Source organism: uncultured Lactobacillus sp. (assembly GCF_948948975.1).
In the GTDB taxonomy this organism is placed as follows: domain Bacteria; phylum Bacillota; class Bacilli; order Lactobacillales; family Lactobacillaceae; genus Lactobacillus.
This window is the reverse complement of record NZ_CARBVX010000015.1, coordinates 1-18,109: the sequence shown is the minus strand read 5'-3', so window position 1 is coordinate 18,109 and position 18,109 is coordinate 1. Positions and strand designations below refer to the sequence as shown.

The following is an 18,109-nucleotide window of genomic DNA, read 5'->3' as shown; positions in this document are numbered from 1 at the left end:
TCAACTTAAGTACAAGACGCTTTTAATTATTAAAATTATTGTTTAAAGGTCAATTCCGTCAACAACTTCCTTCATCTTAGCTGCTGAATAAGCCATTTTCTTATTTTCATCTTCTGATAAGTGAAGCTCAATCACGTCACTAATTCCATTAGCAGTAACTACAGCTGGGCTTCCTATGTAAAGATCATGAATACCATATTCTCCAGTCATGGGCGCAGATAGTGGCATCACTAGAGCCTTATTTTCTAAGATTGCCTTACAGATTTGTGTTAAGCACATTGCAACGCCATAAAAAGTTGCTCCCTTATTAGCAATGATCTTGCCGCCCTTTTTACGAACATCAGTCTCTAATTCAACTAATGTTTCTTCATCTAATTCTTTATAAGATCGAAGAGGCTTATGATCGATAATTGCTTCATCAAAGTTTTCAAAAGATGTATCACCATGTTCACCTAAAACATAAGCATCAATATGATCCACATTAACACCAGTCTTATGTGATAAAGCTACACGCAAGCGAGCTGTATCAAGGGATGTACCGGTTCCGATAACTTTATTCTTCGGAAAACCAGATAACTTTTGAGTTAAAGTAGTTAAAATATCTACTGGATTAGCAGAAACGACAAAAATACCGTTAAAACCAGACTCTACAATTGGTTTTATGATTGATTCTAAAATTTTAACATTAGTTTTTACTAAATCTAGTCTAGTCATTCCAGGTTTTCTTGCAGCTCCAGCAGTAATTACAGCAATATCTGCATCTTTTGCATCACTATAATCCCCACTCTTAACAGTACATTGACCAACAAATGGGGCTAAGTCTTCTAAATCTAAAGCATCCCCTTCAGTAATTTTTTTGACTACATCACAAATTACCAATTCATCAATTCTAACATTTTGCAATAAGTCATTTGCAAAGGTTGAACCAACACGGCCGTCACCAACTAAAAATACTTTTCTACGACTCATTTTTATATATACTCCTTTAAATGAAAGCTTAAGTTCTACACTTTAAGTATACACAAATAGCTTTTCTATTGAAAGCGCTTTATTTAATTAAATCTGCAATTGCTTTTCCAGCTTCACGACCAAAAATAATGGTTTCAGCAATTGAATTACCACCAATTCGATTGTTACCGTGTAAGCCGCCACTAACTTCACCTGCAGCATACAAGCCAGAAATAAAGTTTCCATTGGTATCATACACACGGGTATCAGGTGCAACATGAATTCCGCCCATTGTGTAATGGATAGCAGGTGCAATGTGAATTGCATAATATGGTGCATGGTCTAACTCAGCCATTCCGGTAGTACGACCAAATTTTGTATCATCATTATTTGCTACTGCTTTATTCCAATTTTTAAGTGTTTCTTCAAGGTTGGAAATTGGTACTTTAATGTTTTCAGCTAATTCTTCAATAGTGTTTCCATGAACAACTAAATTAATTGAATCATAAAATTCAATTGCCTTAACCCTATCCCTAACTCCTTGGTCAAAGATCAAATATGCAGAATGCTCTGGAGTTTGGGTAATTGCATTTGATACGATCTTTCGCGTATTCAATTCATTAACAAATCTCTTACCTTGATGATCAACTAAAATGGCTCCTTCACCGCGTACTGCTTCACCAATTAAATACGCATGATCTGTATCTTGTTGAACGGTAGGGTGAACTTGAACTAACTCTAATTGCTCAAGTTGTGCTCCCACTTTATTAGCTAATTTTAAGCCGTCTCCAGTCGCACCAGGTTGATTAGTTGTCTTATAGTTACGCAAATCTGGTCGATACTTAGCAATTAAATCTTTAGAAGCACCAAAACCACCAGTAGCAAGTAAAACTGCTTTAGCTTTTACTTGCCGCTCATTATTAACTTCTACTCCATTAATTTTCTTGTTGTCATCTTGTAATAATTTAGTCACCTTAGCATCAGTAAAAATTGGAATATTCTTTTCATCAGCAATTTTAAGTAAATTATTAACTAAAAATGCGCCAATTGGTGCCATTGAAGATGGACGGTGTGTACGTTTTTTGGACATACCACCTGTAATTGTTAAATCATCTACTTTAATTCCTAAGTTTTCAAGCCACGCAATAGCCAAAGGTGCATGCTCGACAAAATAGTGTAGCATTTCACGGTCATTCATGTAGCCGCCACCTTTTAGCGTCTCATCATAAAATTTTTGCATACTGTCGTTTACACCTAAACGAGCTTGAACAATACTTTCAGCAGCATTCATACCAGAACTAGCTCTCATAGTGTTTCCACCTAAAAAGCCATTCTTTTCTAAAATAGCAACTTTCAAACCATATTGCTGTGCTTGAATAGCTGCGGCTAATCCGGTACCACCACTTCCGACAATAATTGCATCGTATTCTTTTTGTAACTTATCTACTGTTTGTGTTGGAAATTTATATCCCATTCTTATTCCTTCTTTTAATCATCAATTGGCTTAGTATTCATTGCATTAGTCATGGTAATTGGTTTCATCCACTTATCATATTGTTCTTTAGTTACTAACCCGCTCTTTAAAGCTGCTGTACGCAAAGTCGTATTATTTTTAGCTGCAGTCTGTGCAATAGTAGCAGCTTCATGGTAACCAATATGTGGTGAAAGTGCAGTAACCGTCATTAATGAATTTGCTACATCCTTAGCCATTCTTTCTTTATTAACAGTCATACCATGAATCATCTTATCTGCAAAGCCAGAAATAGTTCCAGATAAAACATTGGCAGACTCTAAAAACGCTGCAATCATCACTGGTTTAAAGACATTCATTTCAAAGTTTCCTTGAGATGCAGCCATAGTAATAGTTGTATCATTTCCAAAGACTCTCAAACATGCCATGGTAACAGCTTCTGCTTGAGTCGGATTTACTTTACCTGGCATAATTGATGAACCAGGTTCGTTTGCAGGTAAATTAAGTTCTCCTAAACCAGCTCTTGGGCCAGATCCTAAGAAACGAATATCTTGAGCAATTTTAAACATATCAGCTGCCAAAGCTTTTAAAGCGCCATGCACAACATTTAAGCCTGAATGATTTGCTAAACCAAAGAATTTATTTGTATCAACTTTAAATTGGTGTCCATACTTTCTTGATAATCGCTCAGCGATATCTTCTGCCATACCAGGAGCTGCATTAAGTCCAGTACCAACAGCAGTTCCTCCAATTGGTAATTCATAAAGTGTTTCTTCTAACTCATTAATATAGGATAAATCATGATTAAGAGCAGAAATATAGCCTGATAGTTCCTGACCAAAAGTCAATGGAACCGCATCTTGCAAGTGGGTTCTTCCTACTTTAACCGTTGTCCAATACTCATCTTGTTTCACTTTTAATTCTTTAATCAAGTGTTTAATAGAAGGTTTTAAGGCGTCTAACGCTTGTGTTGCAACTAAATTCATTGCAGTTGGAAAAGTATCATTTGATGATTGTCCCATGTTCACGTCATCATTAGGTAAAATATCTAAACCGGGATGATTTTTATTAGCAAGATTAGCCACCACTTCATTAACATTCATATTAGTTTGGGTACCTGATCCAGTTTGATAGACATGTAATGGAAAATATGGTTGCAATTCTTCATTGTTTAAATCAAGTAGCTGATGAATTGCTTCAATAATGGCACGTCCCTTCTCTTCTGTTTCAGTTCCTGCTTCAATATTAGCTTGAGCAGCAGCTAGCTTTATTTGAAGAAGTGCACGAATAATACCAATTGGCATTAACGCTCCAGTATGGAAATTATCCTTACTTCTTTGTGTTTGTGGACCCCACAATGCCTTTTTGGGAATTTCTACTGGGCCTAATGTGTCACTTTCAACACGATAACCTTTTTTCACCATATTTTTGTCCTCCGTTTTCATTATCTTCATTATAAGCTATATTTAAATGAAAGGGCATACAAAAAGCGGAGAATATAATTCTTCGCTAATATAATTGTATTAAATTATACTAAAAATACTTTTTTAATGCTATACGCTTATCGTTCTTGATGATTCAACTTCTTAGCAATTAGGTCTCCAACCACTTGAACAATCAATACCAATAATAAAACTAATAAAGTTGCTACCAAAGTCACATCATTATTAAATCTATTGTATCCATATGAAATGGCTGTATTACCTAAGCCACCAGCACCAATAGCTCCGGCCATTGCAGTTAACCCAATTAAACTAATCAAAGTCACGGTTGAAACTCGAGCTAATTCAGATCTACTTTCTCTTAAATATACGTCAAAAATAATATCTTTGGTTGAAGCACCTAATGCTTCTGCAGCTTCAATCTTTCCTTTATCTACACTTTCAAGTGCAACTTGAACTTGTCTAGCAAAAAATGGGAACACACCTAAAGTTAATGGTACTAAAGCTGCTTTCATCCCAATTTGAGTTCCAACAATTTTTTGGGTAACTGGAGCAACAAACGCTAACAAGATAATAAATGGTACAGCTCTAAAAATCGATACGATTTTATCAACAATCCAATAAACTACTTTATTAGCTAAAATTCCTTTTGGTTTTGTTAAAACTAATAATAACCCAAAAATTAAACCTAGAATTCCTCCAAAAATAGCTGACCAAAAAGTCATAAATAAGGTTTGGAAAATAGCTGTTCCCCAACCAGCATCTCCGCCCCAACCTAGGGCTACTACATTAGGAAAGTTTTTAGTGAAAAAACTAATCATTAGTCAGCACTCCTTTATCTAACTTCGTTACAACAACATTTTTACTCTCCAAGAATTTAACAGCTTCTTTTTGCTTTAATTCATTTAAATTTAATAAAATTGCAAGTGTTCCTATTGGTTCACCACTTAGAACTTCTACATTTCCATATAAAATACTTGCTTTTGTATTCAATGAAACATCTAAATCAGCCACAACTGATTTAGTTACATCATTGATGCTATAAACTAATTGATACAATTCTGCGTTCTCAGCTAATTTATCAAAGTTATAAGTATTCAAAATATGTTGAGCCTGCAACGCCCCACCTACAAATTGACGAGTAAGTTGCTTCTGAGGGTGTAAGAAAACTTCTCTTAACTCACCTTTTTCGATTACTTTTCCCTTTTCCATTACTGCAATTTTATTTGCCACACGTTTTACAGCATCCATTTCATGGGTAATTAAAACAACAGTTAGACCTAATTTCTTATTTAGATCATATAATAAATCTAAGATTTGATTAGTAGTTTTTGGATCAAGGGCACTCGTCGCTTCATCAGAAATCAAAATATCAGGATCATTTGCCAGGGCACGCGCAATAGCTACACGCTGTTGCTGACCTCCAGATAACTGAGCCGGATAAAAATCTGCCTTATCTTTTAAGCCAACTAATTCTAACAAATGAAGAGATTTTTCCTCTAATTCCTGATCAGATAGGCGACTATGTTGTAGCGCAAAAGCAACATTTTCAATAACAGTTTCTTCGTTTAAGAGGTTAAAATTTTGAAAAATCATCCCAATTTTGCGTCTTTTTTCTTGCAATTGCTTCTTGCTAATCTGCAATTTATTATCTTTAAACAATACCGTTCCATTAACCTCTACTGATCCAGCAGAAGGATATTGAAGTAAGTTGATTGTTCTTACTAAAGTGGATTTTCCGGCTCCAGAAAATCCAATTACGCCGTAAATATCACCCTTATTTATTTCTAAACTTACATCGTTAACTGCTTTATTTTGTCCAAATTGAACGGTAATATTTTTCAAATCAATTTGTGCTGCCATTAGACTGCTCCTCCTCTTACTTTAATTTCAATCCCCAAGCTGCAACTTCAGTCTTACCATAAAGCTTGTCAGATAATTTCTTAGTTTTTTCAGTTTGATATGCCTTAACTAAATCCTTGTAAATTTTGTTATTCTTATCTTTTTTATTTGCGACAATTATGTTAATCCATTGTTCAGAATCTTTATTCAAAGGCTCAATATAAATTGTTTGCTTATCGCCTAATTTAGCAGGAACGGCATAAGTATTATTAACAATACTTGCATCTACATCATCAATTACTCGTGCTGTTTGTTCTGCACTAACTTCCTTAATTTTTAGTCCCTTAGGATTTGAAGTAATATCAGCTACCGTTGCAAGTTTAACGCCCTTTTTCAAGTTAATTAGTCCAGCATTTTTCAAGACATATAAGGCTCTTGATTCATTAGATGCATCATTTGGTACTGCAATTGTAGCGCCTTGTGGCAAATCCTTAATGCTCTTATATTTCTTTGAATACAACCTAATTGGAGCAATATAAGTATTCCCAATTGCGACTAGTGAACCATGATTTGCTTTATTCCAGGCATTTAAAAATGTGTAGTGCTGGAAAGCATTTAGATCAATATCACCATTTTGAAGCGCCTTATTTGGTTGATTATAGTCAGTAAAATTCTTAATTTTAATTTTTATACCATACTCTTCTTCAGCAGTTTCTGCTACACTTTTCCAAATTTCAGCATCTTGTTTCGTTTGACCAACTACACCCACTACTACCTCTTTTTGATTCTTGGTAGTGTTACTAGTTGGCCCAAAACTAAACCATCCCGCAATTACAATTAAAACTGCTACTAGTGACCAAATTATTCGATTTCTAATTCTTTTCTTATGCATTATACTTTCCTCCAAACAAAAAAGCACTCATCCATAAAAGGACGAGTGCTCGCGTTACCACCTTTGATTTGTCATTTACTCACATAAATGACCTTAGTAAGTAGCTCCTAATTTTCATTAAGAATTACCTTGCGTTTTTAACGGTCGCAACTCCGTTGATAACTTATTATTAAAATTCGTTACCACCATTTTAATCTCTAGTCCATCTTCAATCAGTTGCTTTATCTACTTCCACCACACGTAGACTCTCTAAAAAAACATCACCAATTTACTCAACTAGCAAAATGTTTAAGTTAATTGTTAAAAACATATTATAATCTTAATCAATTTTCGTCAAGTCTTTTTTTATTTTTTATTTTCTTATCGAAATCATTATATTATCCTGATACATGAGGATATTTAAGAATGGAGAAAGAATGATGAAAAATAATATTGTCAAAATAATAATGTGGATTCTCTTTTGGTTTTATCTACTTCCATATTATTTACTAAAAAAATTTGTTTTTAAGAAAAACAAACATCAAGTTTTTTGGGCAAATTGTGTAACAATCGCTTTATTCGTTTTACTAAGTCTAGCTGTTAGCCCAAGCAGCACAACCACTACTTCAAGTAATGAGGACGCCTTAGCCAAAAGCAGCAGAATAGTTCATAAAACAGTCACTAAAAAAGTTGGAACTAAAGAACTTAATAAAGAAAAAGCTAGAGCTAAGGTTCTCAAACAAGAACAAAAGAATAAACAAGCTGAATATGACAAGTTAAAACAGCAACTTGATGATTACCAAGAAAAAGAAGAACAACAAAAACAAGAAGCTGAACAAGCAAGAAAAAAGGCTGAAGCGGCAGCTAAAAAAGAGGCCAAGGCCCGTCAAAAAGAAGCTGAAGAACAGCAAAAAGCTGCTCAACGTCAGGAAGCAAATACTAGTAGTTCTTCTAATCACGGTGATCTTTATACTGGTAACCAAGGAACAATTGTCGGAAACAGTAATTCAAAAATCTACCACGTACCTGGTCAAGCAGGCTACCATATGAATTCAGCTAATGCCGTTTACTTTAACAGTGAACAAGACGCAATTAATGCTGGTTATAGAAAGGCCAAAAGATAATGAAACATAAGAAAATTACCGAATTTTTAACAGTTACCCTTTTGTTTTCTCTCGGACTTAGCCAAACATATACTGTTCAAGCTAGTTCATCTAACGATACTAAAGTCGCTAAAAAATATAAGTATGACTATAGTGATCAAAAAGAGGCTAATAATTTAAAAAAGAAGAACAAAAAAATTGAGAAGAAAATTAGCTCTTTAGATAAAAAGATAGCTGATCTTCAAAAGCAATTAAAAAACTACACTAATCCAAATGCAGTTGAATCTTTAAGTAAACAAAAATTAGCTAGTCTTGATTATACGGGAAAAACTGTTGTTAACGTGAACAATAATAATCCAGATTTTTCAAAGCAAGACTTAGATACGAGTCATGGCGCCTGGCAAAAATATGGCGATCTTGATTCACAAAATCGTGTAACTGCAGCAAATGCACTTTTAAATAGTTCCTTAATGCCAAAAACAAAACGAGAGCCACTACATGTCAATCCAACTGGCTGGCATAATAAGAAAATAAATGACCATTGGCTCTATAATCGTTCTCATTTAATTGGTTATCAACTCACAGGTCAAAATAATAATTGGAAAAATTTAATGACTGGGACTAGACACTTAAATGACCCCGATATGTTAATGTATGAAAACGAGGTGGCCACTTATCTAAAAGCTTCCCCATCAAATTATGTTCGGTATCGAGTTACTCCAATTTTCAGAAACAATGAGTTACTAGCTCGTGGTGTAGAAATGGAGGGCCAATCAATCAATTCAAATGATGTTCACTTCCATGTTTATATATTTAATGTTCAAGATGGCGTAAACTTAAATTACTCAAACGGAACCAGTAAAGTTTCTTAAGTTTTAATAAAATAACTATATGAAACTTATCTTTTTTGATATACTGCTATTTGCTTCTCTCAATTTCCTAACGTCAAATCTATACTTTTACTTCATAATACTTATTCAACTAGTGTTTATACTCAATGGTTTAGGTGTATGAATATACTAAATGAAGAAAGATAATATTATAAATTCTTCATTTAATTACAGTTTAACTTTATTCTAAAAAGCGCAGGCAGAAATCTGTGTGAAAGGAATTGTGATTGAAGTGATAGACAACTTAGGAACTGCGATCAAAAAAAGGCGCAGGAGTTTGAGAATGACTCAAGAAGACCTTGCGGAATTCAGTAGTCTATCAGTGAATTTCATCTCTAAGATTGAAAGAACAGGTAACCAAAATATCAGTATTCAAAAATTAGATGCGATTGCAAAAGCACTACAAACATCCGTAATTACTTTAATTGATGAATCATCCAAAACTCCTGAACCACAGGCATTTGCAAGTAAGTTAAGCAATGACCGTGTTTTTCTTGACAAGCTTACAAATGACATGAAAAAACTTCCTGTTGAGCAGGAAGAAGCTTTAGCTAAAAGTTTTATTACCATAATTAATACTTTTTCTAAAGAAAACAAATAAAAAACTTTGCCCGATATCTTCTATCTGGCAAAGTTTTTTATTTTATAGTCTAATTTTGATAATTAACTGTTTGCTTTTCAATCAACTTGTAATCTATCAACTCATCATCATCTAAGTTTTCTTTATTTAATTCAATGGCGTTAATTTGATTATTTTCATAATTGGTATAATAAAACGTTCCTGTCTCCAAGTTAGTTCCATCAGAGTAAATTGTATACTCATAAGAATTTGGTCCTACTTCATCCGTTCCTTTTGGCTGTTCAACTGAATGTAGAATATGGAAATAATTTGTTACACTACTTAATTCATTATTTCCTTGAGGAGAATGTGCACGAACAAAAGCTACTTTCACAAACCGACTGGCTGAATCCATTCCTCCTGGCAAAAAATGAGTCCCTAACCCGCGACTATATAGATTAAGGTCAACACCTGGAACAAGAGTATTTTTAGGCTGTGCAGGTGCTATATTACTATAATTAGCTAAGTTACGTAACTGGTCTGGAAATTCAGGATTATTGGTTAAAACATGAACTGGATTATCATAAACGTGTAATCCACTTAAAGTCGATTCTACAACAATCGACTCACCAGTCTTATCAGCCATTAACCAGTGAAGTGGAGAAAGTGGTAGTTTTTCTGAAAAGTTTATATTTACTAAGTTAACATCTTTCAATGCTTTTTTTACTTCTGCAACCGTAGTATATTGACTTAACAAATAAGGAATTAATTCAAATGGTGTAACATTATTTTTCTCCGCATTTTCTGGAAAATAATGACACGGACCATCAAAATTAAGACCAGCAATTCCTAGCCCTTCTTCATTTGCTGCATCAAAATATAGTGGATAATTATTTTCTACAATCGCCATCCCAACCATGGCATATTTTGCCTTTTTATTTGGTAATTTACGATATTGAAACTCATAATTTCTTGGTGTAATTACAGGATGTTCACCAAAAGAAATTTCCAAGTCTAGATTTCGACCAAAATAATGATGATTATTTGAACTATAAACAATTGAGGTACACATATAAACTTCCTCCTTATATCTTTTATAGTCCCTATATTACTCTTTTTTTCAAAAATAAAAAGGAAGCTTCTCCTATGAAGTTTCCTTATTTTTATTATTAGTATATTTTTTGAACATTATCTTGAATAGTTGGGTTATCTAAAAATTCATCATAGCTAGTATCTGCACGACTAACAATTCCTTTAGGGCCGACCTCAATAATATGATCCGCGATAGTTTGAATAAATTCATGATCGTGAGATGTAAATAAGATTGAACCTTGGTAATCTTTCAAAGCGTCGTTAAGAGAAGTAATTGATTCTAAATCCAAATGGTTAGTAGGATCATCCATTACCAAAACGTTAGCCGGTTCAAGCATCATTCTTGAAAGTTGACAACGAACTTTTTCTCCACCAGAGAGTACCTTAATCTTCTTATCAATCTCTTCACCAGAAAAGAGCATTCTACCTAAAAAGCCACGTAAAAAAGTATTATCATCTTGTTCTTTAGTAGCATATTGGCGAAGCCAATCTAAAATCGTTAATTCATCATTATTAAAGTTAGCATTTAAATCACGTGACATATAGTTATAAGCAGTAGTTTGACCCCAAGTCACAGTACCACTCTCTGGCTTAACTTTACCAGCAATAATATCCATCAAAGCAGTGGTTGCTAAAGTATTGCGTGATAAAAATGCAACTTTATCACCCGGACGCACTATAAACGAAACATGGTCCAAAATCTTTTCACCATCAACACTATAAGATACATCTTCTACTTTTAGTAAATCGTTTCCTAGGTCACGGTGCATTTCAAATTTTACATAAGGATATTTGCGAGAAGATGGTCTAATATCATCAAGAGTAATTTTTTCTAATTGTTTCTTTCTTGAAGTAGCTTGTTTTGATTTGGAAGCATTTGCTGAGAAACGAGCAATAAATTCTTGTAGTTCTTTTATTTTTTCTTCTTTTTTAGCATTTTGGTTAGCTGCTAATTCACTTGCAAGCTTACTTGATTCATACCAGAAATCGTAATTACCCATGTATAATTGAATTTTTCCATAGTCAACATCACACATTTGTGTACATACTTGGTTTAAGAAATGACGGTCGTGAGAAACTACAATAACAATATTCGGATAATCAGCTAAAAAGTCTTCAAGCCAGTTTACAGTATGAACATCTAAACCGTTAGTAGGCTCATCAAGTAAAAGAATATCAGGATTACCAAATAAGGCTTGTGCTAATAATACTTTAACTTTTTCAGCTTCTGGTAATTCACTCATCTTACTTTGATGCAAGTCTTCTGGTATGCCTAAAGACTGCAAAAGCTTAGATGCGTCTGCTTCGGCATTCCAACCGTCAAGTTCAGCAAATTTAGATTCTAGTTCTGCAGCTTTAACTCCATCTTCATCGCTAAAATCAGCTTTAGAATAAAGTTCGTCCTTATCTTTCATCACTTGATAAAGTTCCTTATGCCCCTGAATTACTGTATCTAAAACAGTAAATTCTTCGAAAGCAAAGTGATCCTGATTCAAGCTCGACATTCTTTCATTAGCATCAATGGAAATATTACCAGTAGTAGGTTCGATCTTACCTTCTAGCAGTTTTAAAAAAGTTGACTTACCGGCACCATTAGCACCAATTACTCCATAACAATTACCAGGAGTGAATTTCAAGTTAACATCTTCGTATAAAGTACGACCAGATAAATTTAAACTTAAATCTGAGACAGTAATCAAATTATTTTCCTCTCTTACATCTAATTTTTAGTTATAACACATTATAGAAAGTCTTTTTATGAAAATTTAATGCAAACTGGTAATGAATGTAGCTAATCCAAATAAAATCCCCGGAAAGTTAACTACAAACAACGGCCAATCCTTTTGCTCTCTTAAGAGAGCATACAGAACCCAAATAAGGCAGTTAACGGCTGCAACTAATGGCTGAAGAGGATTGCCGTAGTGTCCTTGCAAATTATTCATAATTTGTGGAATATAAGAATATACATTAGAACAGATAAAACTGAGCCAATTCATCCAATAGTTAATACAGTTTTATTATCAAAAGATCTAATTTCCCTTTCTATACTATGTTATCTAGTTTACTTACTTTTTATAGTTATCTCAAGCACAAAAAAAGAGATTGATCAAAAATCAATCTCTTTTTTAATATTAACTTATATTAATCTAAGTCAACGTTGTCTGGGAAGAATGCTAAACGTTCACCCTTACCAAGTTCTTCTTCGATTTCAAGTAAACGGTTGTACTTTTCAACACGTTCTGAACGAGCTGGAGCACCAGTCTTCAATTGACCACCGTTAACAGCAACTGCGAAGTCAGCAATGAAAGTATCACCAGTTTCACCTGAACGGTGAGAAATCATAGTGTTGTAACCATTCTTACGTGAAAGACGAATAGTTTCAAGAGTTTCAGTAACAGTACCGATTTGGTTCAACTTAATTAATGAAGCGTTACCAGCACCTTCGTGAATAGCCTTGTTCAAAAGCTTAGGGTTAGTACAAATGAAGTCGTCAAGAACGATTTGGATACGGTCCTTGTGGCTTTGAGTAAACTTAACCATACCTTCAACATCGTTTTCATCGTATGGGTCTTCCATAGAAATTAATTCTGGGAATTCGTCAAGTAACTTGTCGTAGTAGTCTGCCAATTCTTCGTCAGTAAGAACTTTACCTTCAAGGTGGTACTTGCCGTCTTCTTTGTTGTAGAAGTATGAAGCAGCACAGTCACATGCAATAGCAATATCTTCACCTGGCTTGTAACCAGCCTTGATGATTGATTCATGTAATGCCTTCAAAGCTTCTTCTGAGTTCTTCATGTTAGGAGCGAAACCACCTTCGTCACCTAAGCCAGTTTCATAACCCATATCTTCAAGAACTTTCTTCAAAGTGTGGTATACGTTAACGATCTTTTCAAAACCATCACGGAATGAAGTCTTAGCAACTGGAGTAATCATGAATTCTTGAATATCGATACCGTTGTCTGCGTGTTCACCACCGTTAATAACGTTGTGGAAAGTTTGAGGCATTTCAAGGTCAGTACCGCCAAGGTAACGGTATAATGGTTGGTGGTTGTCCTTAGCAGCTGCAGCAGCAGTAGCCATAGATACACCTAAGATAGCGTTAGCACCAAGACGGCCCTTGTTTGGAGTACCATCTAAAGCAATCATAGTTGCGTCGATGTTTGGTTGATCGTGTGGATCTAATCCCTTCAAAGCATCGTTGATTTCAGTGTTAACGTTGTTAACAGCGTTCATAACACCTTTACCACCAAGACGTGAACCACCATCACGTAATTCAACAGCTTCGTTTTCACCAGTTGAAGCACCAGATGGAACTTCAGCCTTACCTACAACACCGTTTGAAAGAGTAACGAAAACTTCAACAGTTGGGTTACCACGTGAATCAAAGATTTCAAGTGCATGTACATTCTCAATAACTGATTTGAGCATTAAAAAAATCCTCCTTAAATTTGTGGCGAAAAATACAAACTAACCGAATTGGCATCTAGTCAGTGTCTTTCGTCGCTTTTAGGCATAGCCCTTTTGACTACAGATTTATTTTAAAGCAACTTTGTGAGTATGTAAACTAAAGAAAGCAATTATTTTTTTATAAAAAAGATTGACCGTTAAAAGGCCAATCCTAAAAGTTGCTGTGCAATTGTAAAGCAAAATAGCGCTAAAGTGGTTGCTCCTAAAACATCGGATGGATAGTGCGCACGCATATTTAAACGTGACACTACTACTAGTCCCCATACGATTATTAAAGTAATTAAGAGCGAGATTCCCATAATATGACCAAAGATTTGCCATAACATTAATGACATAATTGTTGCACTTAACACATGTCCACTAGGAAAACTATAGCCATCTCGATACGTTCTCATTGATAAAGGCCTTTTTCTTTTAACTGAATGCTTCAAAAAGATTCCAACTGCATCCGTCACTGCCAAAGTACCTAAAGACCAAAGAGCAAGCCAGGGATGATGAAACAAAACTAATAGTCCTGCCAATAAGAAGTCCCAAACAACAATTACCTTAGGCTCATTTAAGACTGTAATAATTTTCCAAATTTTACCGTCCCTATTTTTAACAAGCTTATGGTGTAATAAATGATCATAAAAATTAAATAGACGAGAATTTCTAATGTTAAATATTAATCCTAAAAGAATCAATGCCGAAATCAGCAATTGAATTAAACAATGCAATTTCACTTTTACTTAACCTCAATTAATTGTGCTAATAAATATTGTAACAGCAAAAAAATAAAGCACATATGTTTTTAAATTTTATTTAACTATTTCAATAAAAAAATAGAAATGAGATTTCATCCTGAGTAAATATTTGGCGATCAAAGTGTATAAAAAAGTCCGTAAGATTAACACTTACGGACCAAATTCAAAAGGAGAGTACAGGTTTCAGTGCTTGATTATTTATGTTTACATTAGCCACTTGAATTATTGATCTATCAAACTTCGTTGCTTTATGTTGATATAACTATTCAATGCTATGTTACCAAAATTGCTACCATTTGTTACCACAAACAAAACATCCTAGGAAATTAATTTTCTAAAGCAACCTCTTATATTTTTAGTCATCTACTTCATAGCTAGTGGGTACAATTATTTGATTTTCAAAGTCTACGTAAATTTTACCTTCAAGAGCTAACTCTTTTAGTTGACTGACGTCTTTTAAATCGATTACTGCTAATAGATCCTCGTCTCTAAAGTCAAGTTCGTGTTTTTCTTTCCAGTCTTCTGCTTTAATCCACTCGAAGCCAACCTTGTTTAAAACTTCTATTAACTTTGGACTATATTCGTAGTCCTCATGTCTACCAAACCTTAATGTATTAACTACTGCGTATTTCATATTTTTTCCTCGCTAATTCCTAATTCTTTTTTTCTCTCTATTATGTAAGTCTCTATATTTTTTAAATCTTCTTCCGTAGCCGACTTAAGAATAAAGTTCTTTGTAGTGGATCGTTTAACTATGTAATTCTTTCTATCTTTATTATTTTCATCCCATTTTTTATTAGCTTTTTTTCTAGCTTCTGTTAGTTTTGGCATTTTTTCTCCTTATAATTATATTTTGTATTTTATAAAAAACATATCTGATTGCAGTAAGAAAACATATTATTAGACTTAGAATTAAAAGATATTTCATGGTAGTTTTAACAAATGCTTGTTATAATGACTGTACAGCAAAGGCAGAAGCCTTAGCTTCCGTCCTTTTGCTTTTTATCTTTATTTTTAAGCTGTTGATTTTCTAGTTTATATTTTGAACCTAAATGCCACAGGTAACGAGCTGTTACAAGTGCTACTAGAATTTCAGCAGCTTCTTTTATTTGATTAAGCATTTGTTTTCCTCCTTTCAACTATTTATAATACACGTTTTAACGTACACTGTAAATAGGGAATTGAAAATATTTTTTAAAATATGCAAAAAAAGCCACTCCAGAGAATTAACTCCAGAGTGGCTTTTAAAATGCATTTTAATTCGTTTCTTAAATTGGCAATAGATATAGAAACTTTAAAGATATCTATCCAAAGGACTAAATCCACAGTAACTAAATTATATCACTTTAATTACTTAAATGTTCCCCACGCATCGTTACCTACGCGTCCAACTAAATATCCATCGCGCCCACCAGAGCGTGGTTGTTGTAGCCATACACGACCTACACCATCTCTAGCCCAAGCATTGTACTTAACTGCCGATCCAGCAGGTAGTGTAGTAATAATTGTACTTTGAGTATTAGCACCCCAGCGTAAATTAATTGCTCCGCCAGTGATAAATGTACCATGTTCTTCATGCCAGGTCATGCCTTGAACATCAGTCCATGTCTTAGGCTGTGTGGAAGTCTTAACGGCTTGAGATGAAAGCTTACTTACATTGAAGTTAAAAGATAGAGATTTAACAGCGATATTGCCGTCCACACTCATGCCTTTCCAATTGTCAGTAAATTGCCAGATCGCTACCCCGTCCATTGATGGGAAGTAACCGAAATCTGGTACATTTGTAGGTACTCCGTTACCTAGTGGATACGCTGCTACCCACAAACAATCAGGATACTTGGCTAGAATTCTAGAAGTATTAATTTTGTTTTTTATCAAATACGCGCCTGAATATAGTAAAGGCTTATATCCAGCACTAACGACGGTATCCAAGAAAGCCAGAATTGCCGTCGTATTAGCTTCACGATCTCCTCTAGTTTCGTTCCCACTTCCTTGCTCATAGTCACAAGCTAAGAAAGATCCTACAACCACACCCGATAGTTTGGCTGAACTAACAGCATAGTTTCCTTCTTGAACACCTACATTGCTATTGTCACTAAATCTTGCATAGTGGTAAGCCATTGGCACAACATTATTTTGCTTAGTACTATCCACCTGCGCTTTAGCTTTAGGATTACGATAGTCTAGTCCCTCAGATACTTTCACAAGAACAAAATCAGCACCTGCATTCGTGTACTCAGTTGTATTTGCATTATTAAAGCTAGATACATCAACGCCATAAGCTCTGTTTTCAATTGTTCGTGTCATTTATTAGGCCCCTTTCTTTGAATCAATTAGCATTTTTTCATACTCATGCTGAACAATATTTCTTACTGTGACTCTATCAATTGGAAGATTTGGATAGAGTTTTTGTAATTGATAGAAAACCTCATCGGTTGCATCATACAGTTTCTTAGAGCCTTCTTTATCATCAAGGGATGCCTGATAAACTGTAGCCTTTTCAGATAATTCCCCAGCCATCTCTAAAGCTGTTGCAAGTTTAGGATGCGTAAGTTTTAATTTTTCTAACTTTTGTTTATTTACACTATAGGCAGTTGCCATGCCTGCAACAAGCAAAATAACAATCGCCCAAATCAAATTAATATCTAATTTCATTTTCTATTTCTCTCTTTCAATAAATTGTTTATTTCTTTATCCTTTTCAGCATTCAACTTAGTAAGACGCTTATTTTCTTTCACTATCCTGTCATTATCATCTGCTAAGCTATCATGCTTAGTCTTCTTAGAATTTAAGTTCCAAGTTAGTACTCCAAGAATTATAGGTGTCAACACTTGTGCTAGATTAATCAGGTCTTGAATTAAGTCATGCAAGTGTCTTCACCTCTTATCGCGTATCTCTAGTTCTTGCCGTGTATAAAATTTCTGCCAACAAAAAACAGGACAAGATAAAACCTAAAAACATAGGTGCTTGTCCTGCAAAAATAGCGTGAATTAATTGAATGCACGCAACCAGCCCTGTAAAGCCTGCTGAGATGCTTAACAAAACTCCTGCTACTGTATTGCTCTTTTCATTTGTAACTGCGTAGTATATTAATCCAAATCCAGTAACCACAGCCACAGCGTCTAAACCGTCATCATTCATAAGCCCAGCAAACTGCGGTGGCCAAAAGAAGTAGGTATGATCTGTCCACAGTAGTATTCCAATAGCTGATAAGGTTAGCCCAATTAAAAATAGTTGGAAATTATCACTTATATTACTTCCTATTTTGTGAGTGCGTTTCATTATCCCTCACTCGCCTTTTCATCAGCGCTTGCCATTACTTCATCTTGAGCGGACCAAACCTTATTTTGAAAGTCTTGCAAATCTTTTCTAACTGTGGCTTTATTTGCATCATATAAATCATGATCAGTGATAATCATATTGATATTATCACTACCGCCAGAAGCATTCGCTTCATAAATATTTGCATTAAAAGTAGCTACTTGCTTATCATCTACCATTGAACGACCTGAAATTGCAATTGATTTACTTGTTTTTAACATCTTTATTCTCCTTTTCTGCCTTTAACTGGTTTAATTCTTGAGTTAGTTCATCAACTTTTGCTTCTAAAACTGCATTATTATATTCACTAACTGCAAGCTTATTAATTAATTTTTGTGATACTGCATTATCGTTATTCA

The 18,109-nt window shown here is 34.4% G+C and carries 22 protein-coding genes and 1 other annotated feature; of the genes, 3 read left to right on the top strand and 19 right to left on the bottom strand.

Features of this window, described 5'->3' with window-relative positions:
• Positions 1-42 precede the first annotated feature (42 nt).
• From Q9R40_RS06925 to Q9R40_RS06900, 6 genes are all read right to left on the bottom strand, one after another.
• A complete protein-coding gene (locus Q9R40_RS06925) occupies positions 43-969 on the bottom strand; it encodes an L-lactate dehydrogenase (RefSeq protein WP_011162161.1) in 927 nt (308 codons plus the stop codon).
• A 79-nt stretch (positions 970-1,048) separates the two neighbouring features.
• Positions 1,049-2,422, bottom strand: coding sequence for a flavocytochrome c (locus tag Q9R40_RS06920; RefSeq protein ID WP_304676988.1), 1,374 nt, complete (start codon positions 2,420-2,422; stop codon positions 1,049-1,051).
• Between the two features lie 14 nt (positions 2,423-2,436).
• Entirely contained in the window at positions 2,437-3,843 is a 1,407-nt protein-coding gene (locus Q9R40_RS06915) for a class II fumarate hydratase (RefSeq protein ID WP_304676987.1), read from the bottom strand.
• A 137-nt stretch (positions 3,844-3,980) separates the two neighbouring features.
• Complete coding sequence (locus Q9R40_RS06910; protein WP_304676986.1) at positions 3,981-4,682, bottom strand: methionine ABC transporter permease; 702 nt, start codon at positions 4,680-4,682, stop codon at positions 3,981-3,983.
• Positions 4,675-5,724 (bottom strand): methionine ABC transporter ATP-binding protein, encoded by a 1,050-nt coding sequence (locus tag Q9R40_RS06905; RefSeq protein ID WP_260316862.1) that lies wholly within the window; start codon positions 5,722-5,724, stop codon positions 4,675-4,677. The genes Q9R40_RS06910 and Q9R40_RS06905 overlap by 8 nt, the downstream gene beginning before the upstream one ends.
• A 16-nt stretch (positions 5,725-5,740) precedes the next feature.
• On the bottom strand, positions 5,741-6,595 hold the full coding sequence (locus Q9R40_RS06900; protein WP_127835684.1) for a MetQ/NlpA family ABC transporter substrate-binding protein: 855 nt from the start codon (positions 6,593-6,595) through the stop codon (positions 5,741-5,743).
• 34 nt (positions 6,596-6,629) lie between these two features.
• Positions 6,630-6,887, bottom strand: a binding site (T-box leader).
• A 124-nt stretch (positions 6,888-7,011) separates the two neighbouring features.
• Between Q9R40_RS06900 and Q9R40_RS06895 the strand changes: the two genes are divergently transcribed.
• From Q9R40_RS06895 to Q9R40_RS06885, 3 genes are all read left to right on the top strand, one after another.
• On the top strand, positions 7,012-7,698 hold the full coding sequence (locus Q9R40_RS06895) for a DNA-entry nuclease (RefSeq protein WP_304676985.1): 687 nt from the start codon (positions 7,012-7,014) through the stop codon (positions 7,696-7,698).
• Complete coding sequence (locus tag Q9R40_RS06890) at positions 7,698-8,549, top strand: DNA/RNA non-specific endonuclease (protein ID WP_300594531.1); 852 nt, start codon at positions 7,698-7,700, stop codon at positions 8,547-8,549. Before Q9R40_RS06895 ends, Q9R40_RS06890 begins: the two co-directional genes overlap by 1 nt.
• 301 nt (positions 8,550-8,850) lie before the next feature.
• A complete protein-coding gene (locus Q9R40_RS06885) occupies positions 8,851-9,168 on the top strand; it encodes a helix-turn-helix domain-containing protein (RefSeq protein WP_297940051.1) in 318 nt (105 codons plus the stop codon).
• 49 nt (positions 9,169-9,217) lie between these two features.
• Here Q9R40_RS06885 and bsh read toward each other — a convergent pair whose 3' ends face one another.
• The 13 genes from bsh to Q9R40_RS06820 all read right to left on the bottom strand — a co-directional run bounded on the left by bsh (position 9,218) and on the right by Q9R40_RS06820 (position 17,971).
• Positions 9,218-10,198, bottom strand: a complete 981-nt coding sequence (bsh, locus tag Q9R40_RS06880) for a choloylglycine hydrolase (protein WP_297940053.1) — start codon at positions 10,196-10,198, stop codon at positions 9,218-9,220.
• A 97-nt stretch (positions 10,199-10,295) separates the two neighbouring features.
• Positions 10,296-11,918, bottom strand: coding sequence for an ABC-F family ATP-binding cassette domain-containing protein (locus Q9R40_RS06875; RefSeq protein WP_370648922.1), 1,623 nt, complete (start codon positions 11,916-11,918; stop codon positions 10,296-10,298).
• A 66-nt stretch (positions 11,919-11,984) separates the two neighbouring features.
• Positions 11,985-12,215, bottom strand: coding sequence for a hypothetical protein (locus Q9R40_RS06870; RefSeq protein ID WP_370648921.1), 231 nt, complete (start codon positions 12,213-12,215; stop codon positions 11,985-11,987).
• A gap of 145 nt (positions 12,216-12,360) precedes the next feature.
• Positions 12,361-13,647 (bottom strand): phosphopyruvate hydratase, encoded by a 1,287-nt coding sequence (eno, locus tag Q9R40_RS06865; protein WP_004897160.1) that lies wholly within the window; start codon positions 13,645-13,647, stop codon positions 12,361-12,363.
• 176 nt (positions 13,648-13,823) lie between these two features.
• Entirely contained in the window at positions 13,824-14,408 is a 585-nt protein-coding gene (locus Q9R40_RS06860; protein ID WP_300594335.1) for a phosphatase PAP2 family protein, read from the bottom strand.
• A 376-nt stretch (positions 14,409-14,784) separates the two neighbouring features.
• Positions 14,785-15,063: a hypothetical protein gene (locus Q9R40_RS06855; RefSeq protein WP_304676984.1), complete on the bottom strand. Its 279-nt coding sequence runs from the start codon at positions 15,061-15,063 to the stop codon at positions 14,785-14,787.
• A complete protein-coding gene (locus Q9R40_RS06850; RefSeq protein ID WP_155692944.1) occupies positions 15,060-15,260 on the bottom strand; it encodes a hypothetical protein in 201 nt (66 codons plus the stop codon). The genes Q9R40_RS06855 and Q9R40_RS06850 overlap by 4 nt, the downstream gene beginning before the upstream one ends.
• A gap of 149 nt (positions 15,261-15,409) precedes the next feature.
• Entirely contained in the window at positions 15,410-15,550 is a 141-nt protein-coding gene (locus Q9R40_RS06845; RefSeq protein WP_155692943.1) for a hypothetical protein, read from the bottom strand.
• 229 nt (positions 15,551-15,779) lie between these two features.
• Positions 15,780-16,736 carry a GH25 family lysozyme gene (locus Q9R40_RS06840; RefSeq protein ID WP_304676983.1) on the bottom strand — a complete coding sequence of 319 codons (957 nt, stop codon included), beginning with the start codon at positions 16,734-16,736 and terminating at the stop codon, positions 15,780-15,782.
• 3 nt (positions 16,737-16,739) lie between these two features.
• Complete coding sequence (locus tag Q9R40_RS06835) at positions 16,740-17,084, bottom strand: holin (RefSeq protein ID WP_304676982.1); 345 nt, start codon at positions 17,082-17,084, stop codon at positions 16,740-16,742.
• Entirely contained in the window at positions 17,081-17,299 is a 219-nt protein-coding gene (locus Q9R40_RS06830) for a hypothetical protein (RefSeq protein WP_014567374.1), read from the bottom strand. The genes Q9R40_RS06835 and Q9R40_RS06830 overlap by 4 nt, the downstream gene beginning before the upstream one ends.
• Before the next feature lie 13 nt (positions 17,300-17,312).
• Positions 17,313-17,711, bottom strand: coding sequence for a hypothetical protein (locus tag Q9R40_RS06825; RefSeq protein ID WP_304676981.1), 399 nt, complete (start codon positions 17,709-17,711; stop codon positions 17,313-17,315).
• Positions 17,711-17,971: a hypothetical protein gene (locus Q9R40_RS06820; RefSeq protein WP_304676980.1), complete on the bottom strand. Its 261-nt coding sequence runs from the start codon at positions 17,969-17,971 to the stop codon at positions 17,711-17,713. The genes Q9R40_RS06825 and Q9R40_RS06820 overlap by 1 nt, the downstream gene beginning before the upstream one ends.
• Positions 17,972-18,109: the final 138 nt, after the last annotated feature.

Excerpts from the sequence above, each read along its gene's own strand:
- Q9R40_RS06925 (WP_011162161.1), bottom strand. The coding sequence starts at position 969 with ATGAGTCGTAGAAAAGTATTTTTAGTTGGTGACGGCCGTGTTGGTTCA.
- Q9R40_RS06920 (WP_304676988.1), bottom strand. The coding sequence starts at position 2,422 with ATGGGATATAAATTTCCAACACAAACAGTAGATAAGTTACAAAAAGAA.
- Q9R40_RS06915 (WP_304676987.1), bottom strand. The coding sequence starts at position 3,843 with ATGGTGAAAAAAGGTTATCGTGTTGAAAGTGACACATTAGGCCCAGTA.
- Q9R40_RS06910 (WP_304676986.1), bottom strand. The coding sequence starts at position 4,682 with ATGATTAGTTTTTTCACTAAAAACTTTCCTAATGTAGTAGCCCTAGGT.
- Q9R40_RS06905 (WP_260316862.1), bottom strand. The coding sequence starts at position 5,724 with ATGGCAGCACAAATTGATTTGAAAAATATTACCGTTCAATTTGGACAA.
- Q9R40_RS06900 (WP_127835684.1), bottom strand. The coding sequence starts at position 6,595 with ATGCATAAGAAAAGAATTAGAAATCGAATAATTTGGTCACTAGTAGCA.
- Q9R40_RS06895 (WP_304676985.1), top strand. The coding sequence starts at position 7,012 with ATGATGAAAAATAATATTGTCAAAATAATAATGTGGATTCTCTTTTGG.
- Q9R40_RS06890 (WP_300594531.1), top strand. The coding sequence starts at position 7,698 with ATGAAACATAAGAAAATTACCGAATTTTTAACAGTTACCCTTTTGTTT.
- Q9R40_RS06885 (WP_297940051.1), top strand. The coding sequence starts at position 8,851 with ATGACTCAAGAAGACCTTGCGGAATTCAGTAGTCTATCAGTGAATTTC.
- bsh (WP_297940053.1), bottom strand. The coding sequence starts at position 10,198 with ATGTGTACCTCAATTGTTTATAGTTCAAATAATCATCATTATTTTGGT.
- Q9R40_RS06870 (WP_370648921.1), bottom strand. The coding sequence starts at position 12,215 with ATGAATTGGCTCAGTTTTATCTGTTCTAATGTATATTCTTATATTCCA.
- eno (WP_004897160.1), bottom strand. The coding sequence starts at position 13,647 with ATGCTCAAATCAGTTATTGAGAATGTACATGCACTTGAAATCTTTGAT.
- Q9R40_RS06855 (WP_304676984.1), bottom strand. The coding sequence starts at position 15,063 with ATGAAATACGCAGTAGTTAATACATTAAGGTTTGGTAGACATGAGGAC.
- Q9R40_RS06850 (WP_155692944.1), bottom strand. The coding sequence starts at position 15,260 with ATGCCAAAACTAACAGAAGCTAGAAAAAAAGCTAATAAAAAATGGGAT.
- Q9R40_RS06845 (WP_155692943.1), bottom strand. The coding sequence starts at position 15,550 with ATGCTTAATCAAATAAAAGAAGCTGCTGAAATTCTAGTAGCACTTGTA.
- Q9R40_RS06840 (WP_304676983.1), bottom strand. The coding sequence starts at position 16,736 with ATGACACGAACAATTGAAAACAGAGCTTATGGCGTTGATGTATCTAGC.
- Q9R40_RS06835 (WP_304676982.1), bottom strand. The coding sequence starts at position 17,084 with ATGAAATTAGATATTAATTTGATTTGGGCGATTGTTATTTTGCTTGTT.
- Q9R40_RS06825 (WP_304676981.1), bottom strand. The coding sequence starts at position 17,711 with ATGAAACGCACTCACAAAATAGGAAGTAATATAAGTGATAATTTCCAA.
- Q9R40_RS06820 (WP_304676980.1), bottom strand. The coding sequence starts at position 17,971 with ATGTTAAAAACAAGTAAATCAATTGCAATTTCAGGTCGTTCAATGGTA.